The organism is Gelidibacter salicanalis (assembly GCF_016469035.1).
Lineage (GTDB): Bacteria > Bacteroidota > Bacteroidia > Flavobacteriales > Flavobacteriaceae > Gelidibacter > Gelidibacter salicanalis_A.
Genome location: NZ_JAEHJZ010000049.1, coordinates 87,973 through 105,706, shown reverse-complemented (window position 1 = coordinate 105,706; position 17,734 = coordinate 87,973). Strand labels below are relative to the sequence as shown.

Here is a 17,734-nt window from a genome sequence, read left to right as displayed (position 1 = left end):
AGAGAAAGAGTTTTACTATCAAACCAACAAAACAGATTCCCCTTCTCTTATTAGGACTTAATTTTTCTTATCAAATTTCATTGTGCCTGACAAGGGAAGGATTTCAATTACGATCAACCTTGTTTTCCTTCCCACGACAGGTCTTAATAACTATTCAGATATCCTTATCCTTTTACAACCTTCTGTTAACTAATAACCAGAACATCGAAAAGGTTTTATACAATGGAATATCTATTGAATAGTTTTTTGAACTTTTCCACATTTAAGCATTTTGCTTCCATAATACGGGTTTTTCACTTCGTTGCTAGTGCTTAACCACGCACTGCCTTTATCATACATTGGGCAAAACTGTTCGTAAAGCGTGCTTTTTGTTCCCGTAATGGCAACCAAATCTGTTATATCCTTACTTAAAGTTTTAAAATGTTCGCGTTGATGGTCTATTGCACTCTCAGAAATATGTTCCGCGTGTTCGATAGCATCTTCAATGATATCAGCAAGTTCTTCTTTCTCTTCCTTTGAATAACTGCCAGCATCGAAAGCTTTTAGAGAAGCTACCAATTTTGACCCCGCTTGGGCTGCTTTTTTGGTGTCATCTCCCACCAAAGCATCTTTCAAATTGAAGTAATCACTTAAAATTACCTCTGCTTTTACATCACTTTTCATAGTTGTCATTTTACTATGATCCATTTTCATATCTCCGTGATCGTGGTTCATTTTTTCCTTTTCCTGTGCATTGGTAAAAGAAACGGCTAACAATAGTATTGCTACAATACTCATTTTTAAATTTTTCATTTTTTCTAAATTTTAATTATAAACTATCTTTTAATTGTGTAATAAAATTGATCACTTCTTCTGCTTCGGTTTCTGAAAACTTTGCATCTGTATGAATCAAAGTGTAAGAGTCCAAGGGCATTTCTCCACTTTCTATCTGTTTGATAATTGATCGAAGTTTACTTGATTTTCTTCGGCTTGAAAGCGAATCCCATTCGTTGAAATTAAGTTCAGCTTTCCCTTCCTTGATATGATCTTCCAAAATCCAAGCAGCGGGTTGAATTTTATTATACCAAGGGTATTGGGTATTATTACTGTGGCAATCATAGCAGGATATCTGTAACTTTTTTTGGATAGTTTCTGGAACATTATTGACCAGCATAAAATCAGTTGACGGGACAGTATCACTTTGATTGCGTGTCGTGGGAATAAATTGAATTCCCACAAACGCTACCAATAAAACCAAGGCTATAATTTTTATAATTTTCATAATAAATTTCACCTAAGACGTTAGGAACTAATACGTAAGACTTTTGGAATAATTATTTTAGTCTTACGTCTATCAGTCTTATGTCCTTTTTTAATTTATCTCATTTTGTACCCTACCGCAATCCAACATTTTACTTCCGTAATAAGGATTTTTAATGTCCTTGCTCATACTTAACCAAGCACTACCCCCATCATACATTGGACAAAACTGTTGGTATAAGGTGCTTTCAGATCCTGTAATGGCAACCATATCAGTTACATCCTTGCTCAATATTTTAAAATGCTCTCGCTGATGGTCTATGTCGCTCTCAGAAATATGTTCTGCATGTTCTACAGCGTCTTCAATTATATCCTTTAATTCAGATTTTTGAGTATCCGAAAAATTAGATAAAATATCAAGATTTCCTAAACTTGTCACAAGAGTTGCCCCTAGTTCTTTGGCTTTGGCATTATCATCTGCAACCAAGGCATCTTTAAGGTTGAAGTAGTCTTTCAATATCAATTCTGAATCGCCGTCTCCACTCATTGCCATTTCTTTTCTATCGCCATCGCTATGACCATCACTGTTCTCGTGATTCATTTTTGAATGATCTTCATCTGCACTCATTTCAGAATGGTCTCCATCTACGGTATTTTGTTCCTTTTTGCCGTCTTTACAAGACACTGTCGTTAAGGTTATAAATGCAATTGCAACGATACCTAATGTTGATTTTAATTTGCTCATTTTGTTATTGATTTTAATTGTTAATATTTGATTTAAATTCATTGTTTCCTTTATTGATATAGCTGTTTATAAAACTTAATAATCTTCTTATACAAGTTATATGTCTTTCAAACTTCTGCATTGCTTCTTACCCTTATTTATTTGAGTTTATGCTTTGCTTAATTTCTTATACTCTTCTTTGGTTATTTCACCTTTTGCGTACCTTTCATTCAATAGATCCAAAGCCTTTGAACTCATGGTACTCTTTATTTTCTTTCTTCCTGCATAGATAAAAATGCCTAGTATTATAACACCAAAAACGATTAAAAAATCCCATTTATAGTCCATAGCTGTATTTTTTTAATTATTAAAATCTTACTGATAGCCCTCCACCTGCTCCAAAACGGTTGTCATAACTACCCACAATTGAAAAATTTCTAGACAAGAAATACTCAATCCCGGCATTCCAAGTGACTTCCTCCTTAAAATTAATGCCTTGTGGTAACTCGTCCACCCATCCAAAGTCTGCTTGATACTCGTATACTCCAAAAACAACAGTTCTTGGAAAAATAGTTATTGCACGACTCAAACTAATTTGTGGACGTAGTTTACTGTCCATACGGACATCCAAATTAAATAGATAGGGTGTTAAATATCTAACTCCCGCTATAGCGGTTGTACTAATTTCATCAAGACTATCCTCTCCTTCATTTTCCATATTCACACCACCAAAAACACGTAGATAATCGTGCAGATAGCGTTCATAGGTTACTTCTACCTCAATATTTTCATTCCAGCCATATTCTGCGATCACATTGAACTGATTTCGGATATTGGATGTCACAAAATTGAATTCCGCCATATGTGAAGCTACATCAGCCATTCCCCAGGAATACCATAGGTCTGTTTCTTTAATTAATTTCGAAACAGGATATGCTTCCATTCTAACATCTCTAGGCGTATCATAGCTCATTACTCTAGCCATACCACCCATCATATGGTATAAAATATGACAATGGAAAAACCAATCTCCATATTCATCCCCATAAAACTCGATAGTTATTTCTTCCATTGGCGGAACATTTACGGTATGTTTTAAAGGCGAGTATTCCCCATTTTTATTAATAACTCTAAAAAAGTGACCGTGTAAATGCATAGGATGGTGCATCATTGTAAGGTTATTTAGAGTAATTCTTGTGACTTGGTTTCCCTTTATTTTTATCTTATCAGTTTCAGACAACGGAACACCATTCATACTCCATATATAGCGGTTCATATTCCCGGTGAGGTTCAATAAAATTTCATTTACGGGTGTATCTGGCGCATAGGTTGTTTTTTCAGGGGATTTCAAATAATCATAGTTGTATTCTGAAAACATACCTGCCTCGCCGGCATGCACGTCCATACCCTTCATATCGTTGGAATCCTTCCCATCCATATCCATCGTTTTAGACTTTGCAGGTTCCTCCATTCCTGCGTGTTGGGCAGGCGGGTTCATCTTACTGTTTTCCATTTTAGAATGATCCATATGTACCATTGTAGAATCCATCTTCATATGACCATCCATCCCTTTCATATCATCCATTTTCATATGACCATCCATCCCTTTCATATCGTCCATTTTCATATGACCATCCATCCCTTTCATATCATCCATCTGCATTCCATATTCCTCTTTCATCTCAAAACGTTCGTCTTTACCCGGTTGAAATTTAAGCGCATGCGCACCCATTTTCATTTTCATTTTGGCCATTTCCTGCATCATTTGGATTTTGTCAGGTTTCGGCACAATTTCCGCAGGCAAAATTTTACCATTACCGATGTAGGCCAAGGCAGTACCAGAACCATCTTGCGCCATTGATCGGAATTCAATTTTACCATCTTCGGGAACTGTTATTATAAAATCGTAGGTTTCTGCAATGGCGATAAAGGTTTTGCTGTGTTCTATAGGAACAATGTCCTTACCGTCAGCCGAAACCATGGTTGGTGCTTGCCCACCAAAGGTCATCCAAAACTGTGAAGAGGCAGCACCGTTGATAATCCGTAACCGTATTTTTTCGCCTGGTTGAAATTCGGGATATTCCGCAACCTCCTTACCGTTGACCAAAAAAGCAGGATAATAAATATCTGCAATGTCCGCACCTCCCATTCGTTGGCGCCAGAAATCCAATTGTGCGCCAAAAGCACCTCGTGCAATCACTTGATTTAACGGTGTAGAGGTACCTTTCTTCATTTGGTACCACTCATTACCACGCTTAAGATTTCGTAGCACATTCATTGGTTTTTCATTTGTCCAATCGGACAGCATCAACACTAGATCTTTATCATAGTCCAAGGTTTCTTCTTTTGGATGGATGACAATTGAGCCAAAAACACCGCTTTGTTCCTGTAGCATGGTGTGCGAGTGATACCAATAGGTACCATTTTGTTTGATTGCAAACTCATATTTAAAAGTAGTTCCGGGCTTTATGGGTGGCGTTGTTAAATAAGGAACACCATCGTGAAAATTCGGTAAAAGAATTCCGTGCCAATGCACCGAAGTTTCAACGCTCATTTCGTTTTTCACGTAAATGACCGCATACTCGCCTTCGGTAAATTCGAGTGTTGGGCCAGGAATCGTGCCGTTTACGGTCATCCCCATTACTTCCTTACCCGCTTTGTTAACCATTTCTTCCTTGAGCGTTAAGGTATATTCGTGAACCGGTAAATTATCGACATTGCCTTCCTCTGACTGAGCAAAAACAGCATGAAACGGGATTGATAAAAGGACTAAGAAATATTTAATATTTTTCATTTTATTTTTTTATATAGTTACCATTATTCTCTCTAAGATGTTGACTCAGAACGTTATAATTTTAATTCGTTAAATAATTAATCAGAGCGGACTGAACATAATAAAGTTTTATGGTCTCAATTTGTGCCATTTGAAATTTTAACTGTAATTCCTGAATATCTAAGACGTCATTAAAATTAATAGTGCCCGTCTCATAGTTTTTGATAAGAATTTCTTCGGCATCTTCAGCTTGTTTCAGGTTTTGCTCTTGTGTGTTGAATTTAATTCGCGACTGATTACGTTGAGAAATGGCTTTTGATAAATCAGCTTTTAGCACATTCAGGCGTTCATCTTTTTGGGATTGAATTTCCTGTTTTCGCAGTTCATTTTGTTTGGTCTGGGATTTATATTTAGTATTGAAAATTGGTATTGACACCGATAGCATAGGCATCACCATATCTTTAAAAGAACTGGTGATCATTGGGCTATTTTCTAGATTAATATACTCCACTCCAAAACCTACCATCGGACCACTTTCTTTTTGGTTTAACAACTCAGATTGTTCAATAGACTCATAAAGTTTGTCATATTTGAGCAACTCAGGATTTACAGATAGGCTCTCGTAGCTATAAAAATTATCGTCTTCAGGAATTTCCAGAGCGGAAACTACTGAGACTTCTTTATCATACTGGCGGTTCATTAAACTATTCATTGCTGCCTGTATCCCTTTGTTTTGCTGAGTTAAAACCTCTACCTCCTGTTGTAGCTCGTTCTGCCTAATTTGTAACCTCAAGACGTCTACTGCTGATGCCTTGCCCACTTCTAAGGAAGTGAGAGCAAGACGTTCATAAGTCTCCAAGAGTGCTATATTTTTATCAAGTACTTCCTGTTTGGCTCTAATATCATAGAGCAGATAATAGAATTGCGAAACGGAAAGCGCAAGCTTTCGTTTTGCGATGGTCACTTCCACAAATTGGGCATCAGCCATCGATGCCGCATAATTTTCCCTTGCGGATATGGTTCCAAACCACGGCAACATTTGCATTACGGAAGCTTTAAAACGTTCCATAGGATTATCCATCTCCGGAGCGATGGCCATAACACCGAAATTAAATTCGGTATTTGGCAATGTATTAGCTTCATTTACTTTTTCAGAAGCAATCTGAAACTGGAAATCAAACTTTTGAATCTCTGGACTATTGCCGATCGCTTCTTCTATTAGGATCCCTAAATCTTGTGCATTTACTTCCGCGAAAGCGAAAAAAACAAATCCTATAATATATATATATCTCATTTTGTGGCTCTTTTTAATTGAAATTCTTGTTTCCAGCTAAATAGAACTGGCACAACAAATAAGGTTACAAGTGCAATTAACATCCCGCCAAATGAAGGGATTGCCATTGGAATCATTATATCACTACCACGACCAGTTGATGTCAATACCGGTAGTAACGCAAGTATTGTAGTAGCCGTTGTCATTAGACACGGACGAATACGTTTTTCTCCAGCTTCAACTACAGAGGCTCTAATTTCCTGTTTTGTTTCGGGTGTATTTCTATCAAAGGTTTGGGTCAGGTAAGTTGCCATAACCACACCGTCATCTGTTGCAATACCGAACAAAGCAATAAAACCAACCCAAACGGCAACACTTAAATTAATAGTGTGCATTTGAAAGAGGTCCCGTAAATTTTCTCCAAAGAAATTAAAGTTTAAAAACCAGTCCTGCCCATAGAACCAAATCATTAAAAATCCTCCAGCAAAGGCAACTGCTATACCCGTAAATACCATTAAGGAGGTTGCTACAGAGCGGAATTGAAAATACAAAATCAAGAAGATGATTGCCAAAGCCAAAGGCACAACAACTGATAAGGTTTTTTCTGCCCGTAATTGATTTTCATACGTCCCTGTAAACTTATAGTTGATCCCTTTAGGCACAATCAGTTCTCCCGAATCGATTTTTCCTTGGATAAGCGCTTGTGCATTTTCTACCACATCTACTTCTGCAAAACCGTCAATTTTGTCAAAAAGAACATATCCCACTAAGAAGGTATCCTCACTTTTTATGACTTGTGGCCCTTGCTCATACCTAATAGTAACAAGCTCACTCAATGGAACTGGACTTCCTTTTTCAACAGGAACATAAATATCCTTGAGATCATTTGGATTGGCACGCAACTCCCTTGGATAGCGCACTCGAATACCATAACGCTCTCTACCTTCTACGGTTTGTGTAAGTACCATCCCTCCCACGGACACTTGTATAACTTGCTGCACCTGTTCAACGGTAATTCCATACCTCGCAAGTCGTTCTCTATCAATATCCAATAACAAGTATGGCTTACCTACAATACGATCAGCAAATACAGCTTCATTCTTGACACCTTCTGCTTGCTTTAATATGCCTTCCAGCTTCAATCCAAAGGCTTCAATCTCTCTTAAATCCTGCCCTTTTACCTTAATTCCCATTGGTGCTCGCATGCCTGTTTGCAACATCACCAATCGTGTTTCAATGGGTTGTAATTTGGGTGCTGAGGTAACCCCTGGGAGTTTTGTAACCCTCACAATCTCCTTCCAAATATCATCTGGAGACTTAATCTCCGGCCTCCAGTTTCTAAAGTACTCTCCATCATCATCATCTGGAATAAGTTGTGAACTCGTCACAGAAAAGGGATCTTTTAATTTGGATGTTTTGTAATTTGAATTATCATCTTCCAATTCATTATTTGGATTAATAACCAAACTCCCATCCTTTAGAACAAACAGTCCATCCTCATTTATTTTAAAGCGCTGTCTTTTTCTATTCTCATTTAGTTTGTACTCTGATTTATATTGAATTATATTTTCATACATCGATAAGGGTGCTGGATCCAATGCCGATTCTGTACGCCCGGATTTACCAACGACTGTTTCAATTTCTGGAAGGCTAGCTACTGCCATATCCAATTGCTGCAATACCCGCTTGTTTTCTTCAACACCAGAATGTGGCATTGAGGTAGGCATCAATAAAAAGGAACCTTCATTAAGGGATGGCATAAATTCTTTACCAGTATCACGCATAATCAACACACCCAAAATCACTATGGCGGTGGGGACGGAAAGAAATAAAACCTTATTACGCAGTGCCCAACTTAAAATTCGCACATAATACTTTCTGAAAAGTGTAAATACACCTAAAAGACCAAAACAGATAAGACCTACAAAAATTAGATTTATAAAGAAGCTTCTATCAACTCCCAATGGCCTCCAATATTCTCCCAGTAAAAATATAAGAGCAAATGCAGAGACGAATATGTTGATAGTATTGGCGCGTTTTGCGGTAATCATTTCCTTTAACGAAAGAATACCAACCGCACCAAATGCTATTAATATTAATCCTAGCGGGTATCCGAAAATAAGGGATACAATACCCAGAATAATCATCGCTCCATTTAAAATATAACTAAAAGAAGTCTTTATGCTTCTCTTTTTAAATAAATAGGCTGCAAACGGTGGAATTAAAAACAAGGACACAGTTAAGGCTGCTATTAGGGCAGCAGTTTTGGTAAAAGCCAATGGTCTAAACAATTTACCTTCAGCACCGATCATTGTGAATACCGGAATGAAACTTATAACAGTGGTCAGTATTGCCGTCAGTATTGCCCCAGAAACTTCGGCAGTGGCATTGTACACAATGGTATCCATTGGCACATTTTCATCACTTTCGTCTATATGCCTCAGCACATTTTCTGTAAGGATAACCCCCATATCTACCATTGTTCCAATAGCAATAGCAATACCCGATAAGGCCACAATATTCGCATCTACGTTAAAGAGTTTCATCGAAATAAAAACCATTAACACCGCTATAGGCAATAATCCCGAAATCAATATGGAAGCCCGCAAATTAAATACCATTATGATGATTACGAAAATGGTAACTAAAATCTGTAACGACAGTGCTTCCTCCAGCGTGCCTAAGGTTTCTTGTATCAATTCTGTTCTGTCATAAAAAGGAACAACGGTAAGTTGTGACGTTCTACCATCACTCAATGTTTTAGAGGGCAAGCCTGAGCTCAATTCATTTATTTTCTCTTTAACGTTATTGATGACCTCCATTGGATTTGCGCCATAACGTGCTACCACAACACCACCTACAACCTCTGCTCCTTCTTTATCCAAAAGTCCTCTTCTGGTAGCAGGTCCGTGAGAAACTTTTGCAATATCCTTTAAACGTATTGAGGTAAAATTTTCTGAAGTAACCACAGCATTTTCCAAATCTGCAATGGATTTGACATACCCCAAACCACGTATAAGATATTCGGCCTGATTGATTTCTAGGGTTTGGGCACCAACATCCTTGTTGCTTTGCTTAACCGCTTTGACCACTTCATTCAAGCCAATTTTGTACTGTTTCATCAACTCCGGATTGACATCTACCTGATATTCCAGAACATACCCACCAATAGAGGCCACTTCTGAAACTCCGCTTGCTGATGACAAGGCATATTTGACGTAAAAATCCTGGATGCTCCGTAATTCTTGTAAATCCCAGCCACCAGTTACATTTCCGTCTTTATCACGACCTTCAAGGGTATACCAATAAATCTGTCCTAACCCCGTCGCATCTGGCCCAAGGGCTGGATTTACGGCATCAGGTAAAAGTCCTGCTGGTAATGAATTTAACTTTTCAAGGATTCGGCTGCGGCTCCAATAGAACTCGATATCCTCTTCAAATATGATATAGATACTGGAAAAACCGAACATAGAAGAACTACGGATGGTTTTTACTCCTGGGATACCGAGAAGCGATGTAGTTAAGGGATAGGTAATTTGGTCTTCAATATCCTGTGGGGAACGACCATCCCATTTGGTAAATACAATTTGTTGGTTTTCACCAATATCGGGGATGGCATCTACAGCTACAGGATTACGTGGTAGGGAACCAGTATTCCATTCAAAAGGGGCATTAACGACTCCCCAACCCACAAATAACACAAGTAGCAAAACAGCTACCAGTTTATTCTCTATTAGAAATTTGATGCTTTTATTCAGCATAGAAATGATTATTAAGTAATTATAAATTTTTGTTTAAAAACTGGTAAACAAACAGGTATGTCCAAAACAAGTTAATGCAGGACTACTGTGGTAATTACTTAAAAATCAAATAAGGAAAGTTTGCTCTAAAACTTGAATATCCCAGACCAAGAGAGGAGGGGTGTAATTTTTATAGTAGTTTAAATCTACTTGAGATTCGAAGAATAAATTTATATAGGTGTGGATAAAAGCAGCAACAAATAGTTGTTGGTCTTTATCCATTTTATGAAACGATATTTTCAAATTGTCTTGTCCTTCGACAACTGCTTGTTCATCACTGCAACAATCTTTTTTTGAGATATCACATTCCGAGGACGACGGTTGCTGTTGAACTGCCATAGCACAAGTTTCAACGTGTCCAAACAACGAGGCATCCACTAAAATACCACCACAATAATGACTATCAACAGTAAACGATACGGTTGACAGTAACACTACAAGTGCTAAGAAGACTGATGATATTTGCTGTTGAACTGTTTTCATTTAAGATCACAAAGTTATAAAAAAATAATTCTAATTCCAGTATTTAACAATTCTTTTGGATTTTAGGAAATAAATTAACCCTCATAGGTGCTTTGAAAAGTTGTGCAAAAAAAACTCTTTTAAATATAATTTCATATGATATATATCATGGTTTTGTTAAATCTTTAATAGTACATTCGGTTGATCTTCATCATATAAATTATTGACAAATAAATAATTGAATAACATCACTTAAATTAAAAAAAAAAATCAGAATGTTAAAAAAAATACTTTAACTTCATAACGTGAAATCTTTCTTTACTAAAATATTGACCTTTATATTAGCAGTGATCATGCTGTTTTCTACCTCTTCCTTTACGGTAGATATGCATTTTTGTGACAATACATTAGTGGATATGGCATTTTTTAGTAAAGCGGAATCCTGCACGGACATGGTTCAAAAAAAAGATAATACCTCTAGACAATGTGCTTCAATACAAGAAAAAGACTGTTGTGATAATCAAACCGTTGTAAAGGAAGGAGATGATACTTTTAAAAAATCAACTAGTGTTTTAGAAATTGAGACTCTAGTTTTTATAAACTCCTTAGTCTATTCCTATATCAATCTTTTTGAAGAACTAGAGGAAAATATAGTTTCTTTTCCGGTTTATAGACCGCCCTTGTTATCTACAGATATAATTATTCTCAACGAGACCTTTTTAATTTGAATCTTTACATCGCAGGTTAGATTCAATCTGCATCATTTTAATAGCCGTGTTTTCACTTCTGGCTACATGTGTTGTACCCTATTCTCAACAACACCAAACATCATTAAGCCTATTAGGCCTTTACCTTTTAAAATATTGAGTTAAAACTCAGTGTCAAAATATGATATACTATGAGCGAGCCAAAAGAATTTTGGGTTAAGAATATGGTCTGCAATCGCTGTCTTAAAGTAATTACGCAGGAACTACAGGAACTTGGAGTAACGGTACTGTCATTAGAACTTGGAAGGCTATTGGTAGAGGCGCCAAAAAAAACGAACAATGAGATTGTCAAGGCAGTAACAACGGTACTTCACGCCAATGAATTTGGAATCGTTCAGAATGAAGAAGACATGCTTACGGAAAGAATTAAGATTATTCTTATCGAACAATTGCAAGAACTACCCTTACATATTAAGATAAAAACGTCTGAACTCTTGGCTTCAAGTCTTCATAAGAATTATAAGGCATTGAGCAAATTATTTTCCACCAATGAAAAAACAACTATCGAAAAATACTTTATCAAATTAAAGATCGAGAAAGTTAAAGAACTCATTCAGCTTAAACAACATTCCTTTTCAGACATAGGATACTTATTGGACTACAGCAGTATCAACCATTTGTCCAGACAGTTTAAGGAAGTCATTGGTGTTAGCATGACCGATTATAAAAATACGGAAAACTGGAAGCGTAATTTTTACGATGAAATTATATAAATAACCACGAAAGTTATGCAGATGAAAGCTCCAGGCAATCTTTAATTTTAACAAATTAAGTCAAACAAAATGAAAAAATTGATTTCGGAAAATTTAGTAGCGGTTAAAGATACTAACAAGAAATGGCGTGATAAAAAATTGCTGAACTAAATGCCAGAGATCAATAATCAAATAATATAAAAATGAAAACAAAAAAAATCTTAATCAGTATAACGTTTACCGGCTTGCTATATGTCCTGCTTGTAGGTTTTATTAATCAACCAGAAAATGTTTATGAAGACATTCAACAAAAAAAATGGGTAGCTCCAGCGAGTGCAGATAAAATAGTCAATCCTCTAAAGGATGATGCCAACGCAGCAGCTTCGGGCAAAAAACTATACAAGGCAATGTGTTCTGTATGCCACGGTCCAAAAGGCAAAGGAGATGGTATGGCAGGAGCTGGTTTGACTCCTAAACCAACAGATTTAATTAACGAAACATTTCAGTCACAGTCAGACGGTGCAATTTTCTGGAAAATAGCTGAAGGAAGAGCCCCTATGGCTTCATATAAATCTTCAATTCCAGAAAAGAAACGCTGGGAGATTATTAACTATATAAGAACCCTTAAATAATGAAAGAATTAATAACAATTATAGCACTTTTAGTTTTTGGCCATACTATTTATGGCCAAACATATAACAATTTTGAAACTGATAGTATTACTGATTCTGAACCATTTAAACCAAGCAAAACCCAGTTTATGATAAGGGGATATGGCCATACGGGGCTAAATTCTATAAACAATGATGGAGAAACTGAATCATCTTACGTAGGCTCTGCTTTTGCTCCCATCTTTCTATTTAAACATTCTGACAGACTGATGTTTGAAGCAGAGTTGGAGTTTGTATTAGAAAGTAACGAACTTGAAGTAGGTCTTGAGTATGCGGATGTGATGTATGTGCTAAACAAAAACATGACCGTTCGAGCCGGTAAGTTTCTTCTTCCATTCGGAACATTTATGGAAAGATTCCATCCTGCATGGATCAATAGGCTACCAACAAGACCATTGGGCTTTGGCCACGACGGAATTGCACCATCATCAGGTATTGGCGTAGAGTTAAGGGGAGCTTTTGAACTTGGAGGACCAAAACTTAATTACTCGGTTTATTCCACCAATGGCCCAAGATTAAAAGACGGTAGTGACGAACCGGAAGAAGCAGGCATGCTCATGTTTCAAAATTTTGAGGACAACAATAACAGTAAAGCCTTTGGAGGACGTATAGGGGTATTACCTTTTGCCGATTCTTCAACTGAAATAGGCTTTTCTACATATTCAACAAGTAAAGTTGGAACTAGAGATTCAGAATACGAAGATGTTGGAGCTTTCTTATACGCTATCGATTTTGCTTTCGTGAAGCAAATCCCTGCATTAAAGGGATTCATCGATATAAAAGGGCAATATAACAATTCAGATGTAGATGATGCTACGTATTCTGAAGTTCATGAAGATGGAGATGAAGAAGAATATACCTTCGATAACAAAAGCAACTCCTTTTATACCCAATTGAGCTATCGTCCAACAATGGCCAGTAGCGACTTTTTAAAAAAACTGGAATTAGTTGGAAGGTATTCAAATTTAAATGCTCCTGAAGGTGCCGAGTGGGAAGAACAATCTGATCAATACGCTTTCGGTTTAAATTATTGGTTGACATGGAGGTCTGTAATTAAAGTTGCTTACCAAACAACAGATAGTGTTGGTGGTCATGATGGAGGGGGTACAGCCAACGGCTTTTTCGTTCATTGGGCAATTGGATTCTAATAATCTTGAAAAATTAAAAATTATGACAACAATATATAAAATATTTATAGCTGGATTAGTACTACTTTTTGTCGGAGTAATGATAACTAGCTGTACTTCTACCAAGGATACATATGCAAACGCAACAGAGGTTGAAGATGAATTTAAAATCGAAAAATCTGGTGCTCAAATGTGGGGAGAAGCATGTAACAGATGCCATTTGGCTCCATCTCCAGCTGATTATAATGACACAGATTGGACCACAATAAGCTTACATATGAGAGTACGGGCAAATCTAACAGAAAAGGAAATCACAAAAATTGAAACCTTTTTAAAATCTGCCAATTAATAGCTGATAACACATTCCCTTAACCTATGATTTAAAAACGGGGTTTTTGGGAATGTGATTATAAATTACAAATGAATGTTTAACTCAATAAAAAATAAAATCATGAAAACACCACTAATTATTTTATCTGCAATTGGGCTTTTAAGCTTAAACAGTTGCAAACAAGATACAGATGTAAACACAATGATGCACAACAACGGAGATTACTATTACTGGGGAATGCATATGGGCTGGTGGATTGCCGTGCCTCTAATTTTAATTGTACTGATAGTATTATTTTATAATTCCAGAAAAAAGAACAAATAGCTTTTGTCATTGAAAAAGACGTTCCATGGATAAAAATTTCTCAAAAATTATGCTATGGTTAAAACTTGAACTTATGACGTAACGAAAGAAATTGATATCCAAACAGCCAATAAAGAAAATAGGCCGTATCAATTTTTATAAATGTATAATTCTTGAAAGACAAAATGTACGATTTGTCGAAATACTAGATATAAAATTTAAAACATTTTTAACACTAAAAATAAGTAAAGAAAATTTTTATGGAAATTTTAATAGCAGCAACAAAAACCTGTCCTCATAGACCTCTGCTCGAGAAAATACTTCAAGAAGCATGGTTGCCTTATAAGGTAAATTATTTCGAGGATCATCCCGAAATATTTGAAAAATATCAATTGAAACACTCACCGTTATTGATTGTAGATAAAAAAGTAGAATCTATTGGTATGCCCGAAATAGATATAGTAAACGATCTAAAGGCAAGAAATAGGGATATATCAGAGATTAGAACCCCCAAAAGAGATAAGAACCATATGATTCCCAAAAATATAGGAACAGAATCTGGCTTAGTGGAAGTTGACGTGACATGGGGCAGTATTCAATCGATAAAGGCAGCACAATCCGTGCATACGGTTGGTGAGGTAGAAGTATATCAGCACCACATGAAGGGTTTGCCTATTATCGATGCGCGAAAACCTGATACCTCTGATGGAATAACTGTTCCAGGCTCAAAAAATATTCCTTATGACCAATTGATCGGTAGAATGGATGAATTGGACGAAAATAATCCCAGTATATTTTTTTGCAATGGTCCACAATGCCCACAGTCATCAACAGCTATAAAGAATCTCTTGGGTGCAGGTTATCCAGCTGATAGAATTTTATATTACAGGGGAGGAATACATGACTGGATTACGTTAGGTCTTCCAGTACAAAAATTATGATAGTAGCAAGACATAATTTTAATTAGGCAAATGAATTTAAGAACCTTTGAAAATTGATTGAAAAAGCATAAAAATTAATAACAATTAAATCAAAAATTATGAAAACACTACTGATTATTTTATTCGCAATTGGGCTTTTAAGCTTAAACAGTTGCAAACAAGAAACAAATCCTCAAGCATTAATGGAAAGTCCTGAAACCCGAACAGAGGTTTTTAATGCCATTACCCAGAATGACGATTATATGACCGAATTTATGCAAAATATGCAAGCTAATAATCAGGCTATGCAAATGATGCAGGGAAATAAAGGCATGATGAATATGATGATGAAGGGTGAGGGTATGAACATGATGCAAGACAGCACTATGACAATGAATATGATGCATTCAATGATGAAAGACGGAAAAATGATGAATCATATGATGCAAATGATGCAAAATGAAGGCATGATGAGTGAAGATTGTATGCAATCCAGTATGAAGATGATGGGCGATAAGGGAATGAATACGGGAGACATGCACAATTAACATAACATTAAAATCAAGAAGTTATGATGTAGGTATGAATATACCATTTGTCCTTCTGGCAATTTGATGGTACAGCAATAATAAAAAACAGATAAACTCTGAAACTATGAAACTCATATTAATCACTCTTATCCTTTTAGGATTGGGAATTGCAGGAATAGCCATAAAACTTTGGGCTAAAAAAGACGGTAAGTTTGCAGGAACGTGTTCAAGCCAAAACCCTATGCTCAATAAAAATGGAGAGCCATGTGGATTTTGTGGCAGAACTCCTGACCAGGTTAAAGATTGTGACGAACCTCCCCATTCTTAAGCGTCAATGGCCAAGTATAAACAATTAGTGTAACCGAATATTAAATAATCTAAAAATGAAAAACATGAAAACAAAAGTAAAACTTTTAATGACAATTGGATTAGTTGGAACAATGCTTAGTTGCAAATCATCCTTCAATGCTACCGAAACAATGCAGGTAGCAGAAAATAGAAATGCCATTTATCAAGAAATCATTGCAAACCCTTTCCAGTTGACCAATTTCATCAGCGAGGCACAAAAAAGCGAAGAGGCCAAAAAGACTTTGATGAAGGCCCATATGGAACAGATGGAATCTGGGAATATGAAAATGATGATGGAAAAAAACCCTGAAATGAAAGAAAAAATGCAATCCCATATGCAGATGATGATGGAGAAAAATCCGGAAATGATGCAAAAGATGCAGTCCAAAATGCTCGCTAAAATGATGGAGAGTGAAAAGGGCCGTAAAATGCTGATGGATGAAATCCACAACAACGAAATGATGAAAATGGAAATGAAAGCAAAGATGATGCAGATGATGGAAAAAAACCCTGAAATGATGGAAGAGATGATGCAGAAAATGATGGAAAAAAATCCCGAAATGATGAAGAAAATGAAAGGAAAAATGAAAAAGGAAAAATAATAAATTCCTGCTCTAAAGATTGTGGCAACTACAAATAAGAATAATTAGTTAACACTTAAAACTAGACAATTATGATGATGTGGTGGTGGATATTGATACCGGTTGTGCTTGTATTAGGCCTATTTCTTTACAATGGAAGAAATAGACAAAATACTGTGAAGAGAGAAAATCCTACGGGTATTCTGGACAACCGATTCGCCAAGGGCGAAATATCCAAAGAAGAATATGAAGAACAAAAACGAACGTTGAACACTAAAAATTAAAAAACAATGAAATATTATTTTAATAAAACAATCAACGGCACTTTCCAAGAGGTTATCGATAAAGTCACAATAGGATTGAAAGAAGAAGGCTTTGGCATACTCACAGAGATTGATGTAACTGAAACCCTAAAGCAAAAACTGGATGTAGACTTTAAAAAGTATAGGATACTTGGAGCTTGTAACCCATCCTATGCCCATAAGGCATTGGAAGCCGAAGATAAGATAGGCACCATGTTGCCCTGTAACGTAATTGTCCAGGAAGTATCAAAAGGGGTCATAGAAGTAGCAGCGGTAAATCCGATGGCATCCATGCAAGCGGTCAATAATGAAATACTGGCAGAAATTGCAAGTGATATTACCGCCAAATTGAAACATGTAATCGAGGAACTTTAGAAAAGGAAACGATGGAAAATGTCAATAAAAAAAACAAACAGGTTTCGCAACAAGATTATTCAGAAAGTCAAAACACCGCGTACTGTATTACGAGGAGGTTTGGTAGCATAACCTTTGAAGAAACAGTACAAAACGTAAAAAATAACTTTACAAAATTAGGTCTTGACCTTGTTGGCGAATTTGACGTTAAACAATATCTAGACTCTAGCTTTGAAAAGATGCCACGGCACCTCATTCTAATGGTATGTGAAACAGAAACCGCATCAAAATTAATCTCTAGCGACATTCAAATGAGCATTCTTTTTCCGTGCCATGTAACTATTAAAGAAGTAGAAGATAATTCTATTATAGAAGTGTCCATAGAAGACACCGATACCACTTGGTCTTCCTCCATGAAAAAAGATGTAATGGACGTGGCAAAAAACACGAAGGAAACCTTGAAAAAGGTGCTTGACAATATAGAACAACTTCATGTAAAATTATAAATCTGGAACCTCGGGGAATTAAACCCTCAAT

Annotated in this window: 21 protein-coding genes; 13 read left to right on the top strand and 8 right to left on the bottom strand. The window is 36.3% G+C overall.

Features of this window, described 5'->3' with window-relative positions:
• Positions 1-231: 231 nt before the first annotated feature.
• The 8 genes from JEM65_RS18390 to JEM65_RS18355 form a co-directional block, all read right to left on the bottom strand.
• Complete coding sequence (locus tag JEM65_RS18390) at positions 232-792, bottom strand: DUF3347 domain-containing protein (RefSeq protein WP_199602797.1); 561 nt, start codon at positions 790-792, stop codon at positions 232-234.
• 16 nt (positions 793-808) lie between these two features.
• Positions 809-1,261, bottom strand: a complete 453-nt coding sequence (locus JEM65_RS18385) for a heme-binding domain-containing protein (protein ID WP_199602795.1) — start codon at positions 1,259-1,261, stop codon at positions 809-811.
• A 90-nt stretch (positions 1,262-1,351) separates the two neighbouring features.
• Positions 1,352-1,984 carry a DUF3347 domain-containing protein gene (locus JEM65_RS18380; RefSeq protein ID WP_199602793.1) on the bottom strand — a complete coding sequence of 211 codons (633 nt, stop codon included), beginning with the start codon at positions 1,982-1,984 and terminating at the stop codon, positions 1,352-1,354.
• 147 nt (positions 1,985-2,131) lie between these two features.
• Positions 2,132-2,311, bottom strand: coding sequence for an SHOCT domain-containing protein (locus JEM65_RS18375; RefSeq protein WP_199602791.1), 180 nt, complete (start codon positions 2,309-2,311; stop codon positions 2,132-2,134).
• A gap of 19 nt (positions 2,312-2,330) precedes the next feature.
• Positions 2,331-4,757: a multicopper oxidase domain-containing protein gene (locus JEM65_RS18370; protein WP_199602789.1), complete on the bottom strand. Its 2,427-nt coding sequence runs from the start codon at positions 4,755-4,757 to the stop codon at positions 2,331-2,333.
• 61 nt (positions 4,758-4,818) lie between these two features.
• On the bottom strand, positions 4,819-6,030 hold the full coding sequence (locus JEM65_RS18365; protein WP_199602787.1) for a TolC family protein: 1,212 nt from the start codon (positions 6,028-6,030) through the stop codon (positions 4,819-4,821).
• On the bottom strand, positions 6,027-9,770 hold the full coding sequence (locus JEM65_RS18360; RefSeq protein WP_199602785.1) for an efflux RND transporter permease subunit: 3,744 nt from the start codon (positions 9,768-9,770) through the stop codon (positions 6,027-6,029). The genes JEM65_RS18365 and JEM65_RS18360 overlap by 4 nt, the downstream gene beginning before the upstream one ends.
• Before the next feature lie 105 nt (positions 9,771-9,875).
• On the bottom strand, positions 9,876-10,292 hold the full coding sequence (locus JEM65_RS18355; protein WP_199602784.1) for an HYC_CC_PP family protein: 417 nt from the start codon (positions 10,290-10,292) through the stop codon (positions 9,876-9,878).
• A 284-nt stretch (positions 10,293-10,576) separates the two neighbouring features.
• On the opposite strand from JEM65_RS18355, the gene JEM65_RS18350 reads away from it, so the two are divergent.
• The 13 genes from JEM65_RS18350 to JEM65_RS18290 all read left to right on the top strand — a co-directional run bounded on the left by JEM65_RS18350 (position 10,577) and on the right by JEM65_RS18290 (position 17,703).
• A complete protein-coding gene (locus tag JEM65_RS18350; RefSeq protein WP_307810567.1) occupies positions 10,577-10,999 on the top strand; it encodes an HYC_CC_PP family protein in 423 nt (140 codons plus the stop codon).
• 170 nt (positions 11,000-11,169) lie between these two features.
• Entirely contained in the window at positions 11,170-11,751 is a 582-nt protein-coding gene (locus tag JEM65_RS18345; protein WP_199602782.1) for a helix-turn-helix domain-containing protein, read from the top strand.
• A gap of 182 nt (positions 11,752-11,933) precedes the next feature.
• Positions 11,934-12,362 carry a c-type cytochrome gene (locus tag JEM65_RS18340; protein ID WP_199602781.1) on the top strand — a complete coding sequence of 143 codons (429 nt, stop codon included), beginning with the start codon at positions 11,934-11,936 and terminating at the stop codon, positions 12,360-12,362.
• On the top strand, positions 12,362-13,549 hold the full coding sequence (locus JEM65_RS18335; RefSeq protein WP_199602780.1) for a hypothetical protein: 1,188 nt from the start codon (positions 12,362-12,364) through the stop codon (positions 13,547-13,549). The genes JEM65_RS18340 and JEM65_RS18335 overlap by 1 nt, the downstream gene beginning before the upstream one ends.
• 22 nt (positions 13,550-13,571) lie before the next feature.
• Positions 13,572-13,877 carry a hypothetical protein gene (locus JEM65_RS18330; RefSeq protein ID WP_199602779.1) on the top strand — a complete coding sequence of 102 codons (306 nt, stop codon included), beginning with the start codon at positions 13,572-13,574 and terminating at the stop codon, positions 13,875-13,877.
• A 102-nt stretch (positions 13,878-13,979) separates the two neighbouring features.
• Positions 13,980-14,183, top strand: a complete 204-nt coding sequence (locus JEM65_RS18325) for a hypothetical protein (RefSeq protein WP_199602778.1) — start codon at positions 13,980-13,982, stop codon at positions 14,181-14,183.
• 239 nt (positions 14,184-14,422) lie between these two features.
• Entirely contained in the window at positions 14,423-15,103 is a 681-nt protein-coding gene (locus JEM65_RS18320; RefSeq protein WP_199602777.1) for a rhodanese-like domain-containing protein, read from the top strand.
• A gap of 98 nt (positions 15,104-15,201) precedes the next feature.
• A complete protein-coding gene (locus JEM65_RS18315) occupies positions 15,202-15,630 on the top strand; it encodes a hypothetical protein (RefSeq protein WP_199602776.1) in 429 nt (142 codons plus the stop codon).
• A 106-nt stretch (positions 15,631-15,736) separates the two neighbouring features.
• A complete protein-coding gene (locus tag JEM65_RS18310) occupies positions 15,737-15,940 on the top strand; it encodes a membrane or secreted protein (protein ID WP_199602774.1) in 204 nt (67 codons plus the stop codon).
• A 64-nt stretch (positions 15,941-16,004) separates the two neighbouring features.
• The gene (locus tag JEM65_RS18305; RefSeq protein WP_233530732.1) at positions 16,005-16,562 is read left to right on the top strand and encodes a hypothetical protein; all 558 of its coding nucleotides are present in this window, start codon (positions 16,005-16,007) and stop codon (positions 16,560-16,562) included.
• Positions 16,563-16,717: 155 nt separating this feature from the next.
• A complete protein-coding gene (locus JEM65_RS22495) occupies positions 16,718-16,825 on the top strand; it encodes an SHOCT domain-containing protein (protein ID WP_233530731.1) in 108 nt (35 codons plus the stop codon).
• Positions 16,826-16,831: 6 nt separating this feature from the next.
• Complete coding sequence (locus JEM65_RS18295; RefSeq protein ID WP_199602768.1) at positions 16,832-17,218, top strand: DUF302 domain-containing protein; 387 nt, start codon at positions 16,832-16,834, stop codon at positions 17,216-17,218.
• A gap of 11 nt (positions 17,219-17,229) precedes the next feature.
• Complete coding sequence (locus tag JEM65_RS18290; RefSeq protein ID WP_199602767.1) at positions 17,230-17,703, top strand: DUF302 domain-containing protein; 474 nt, start codon at positions 17,230-17,232, stop codon at positions 17,701-17,703.
• The last annotated feature ends 31 nt before the right edge of the window (positions 17,704-17,734 follow it).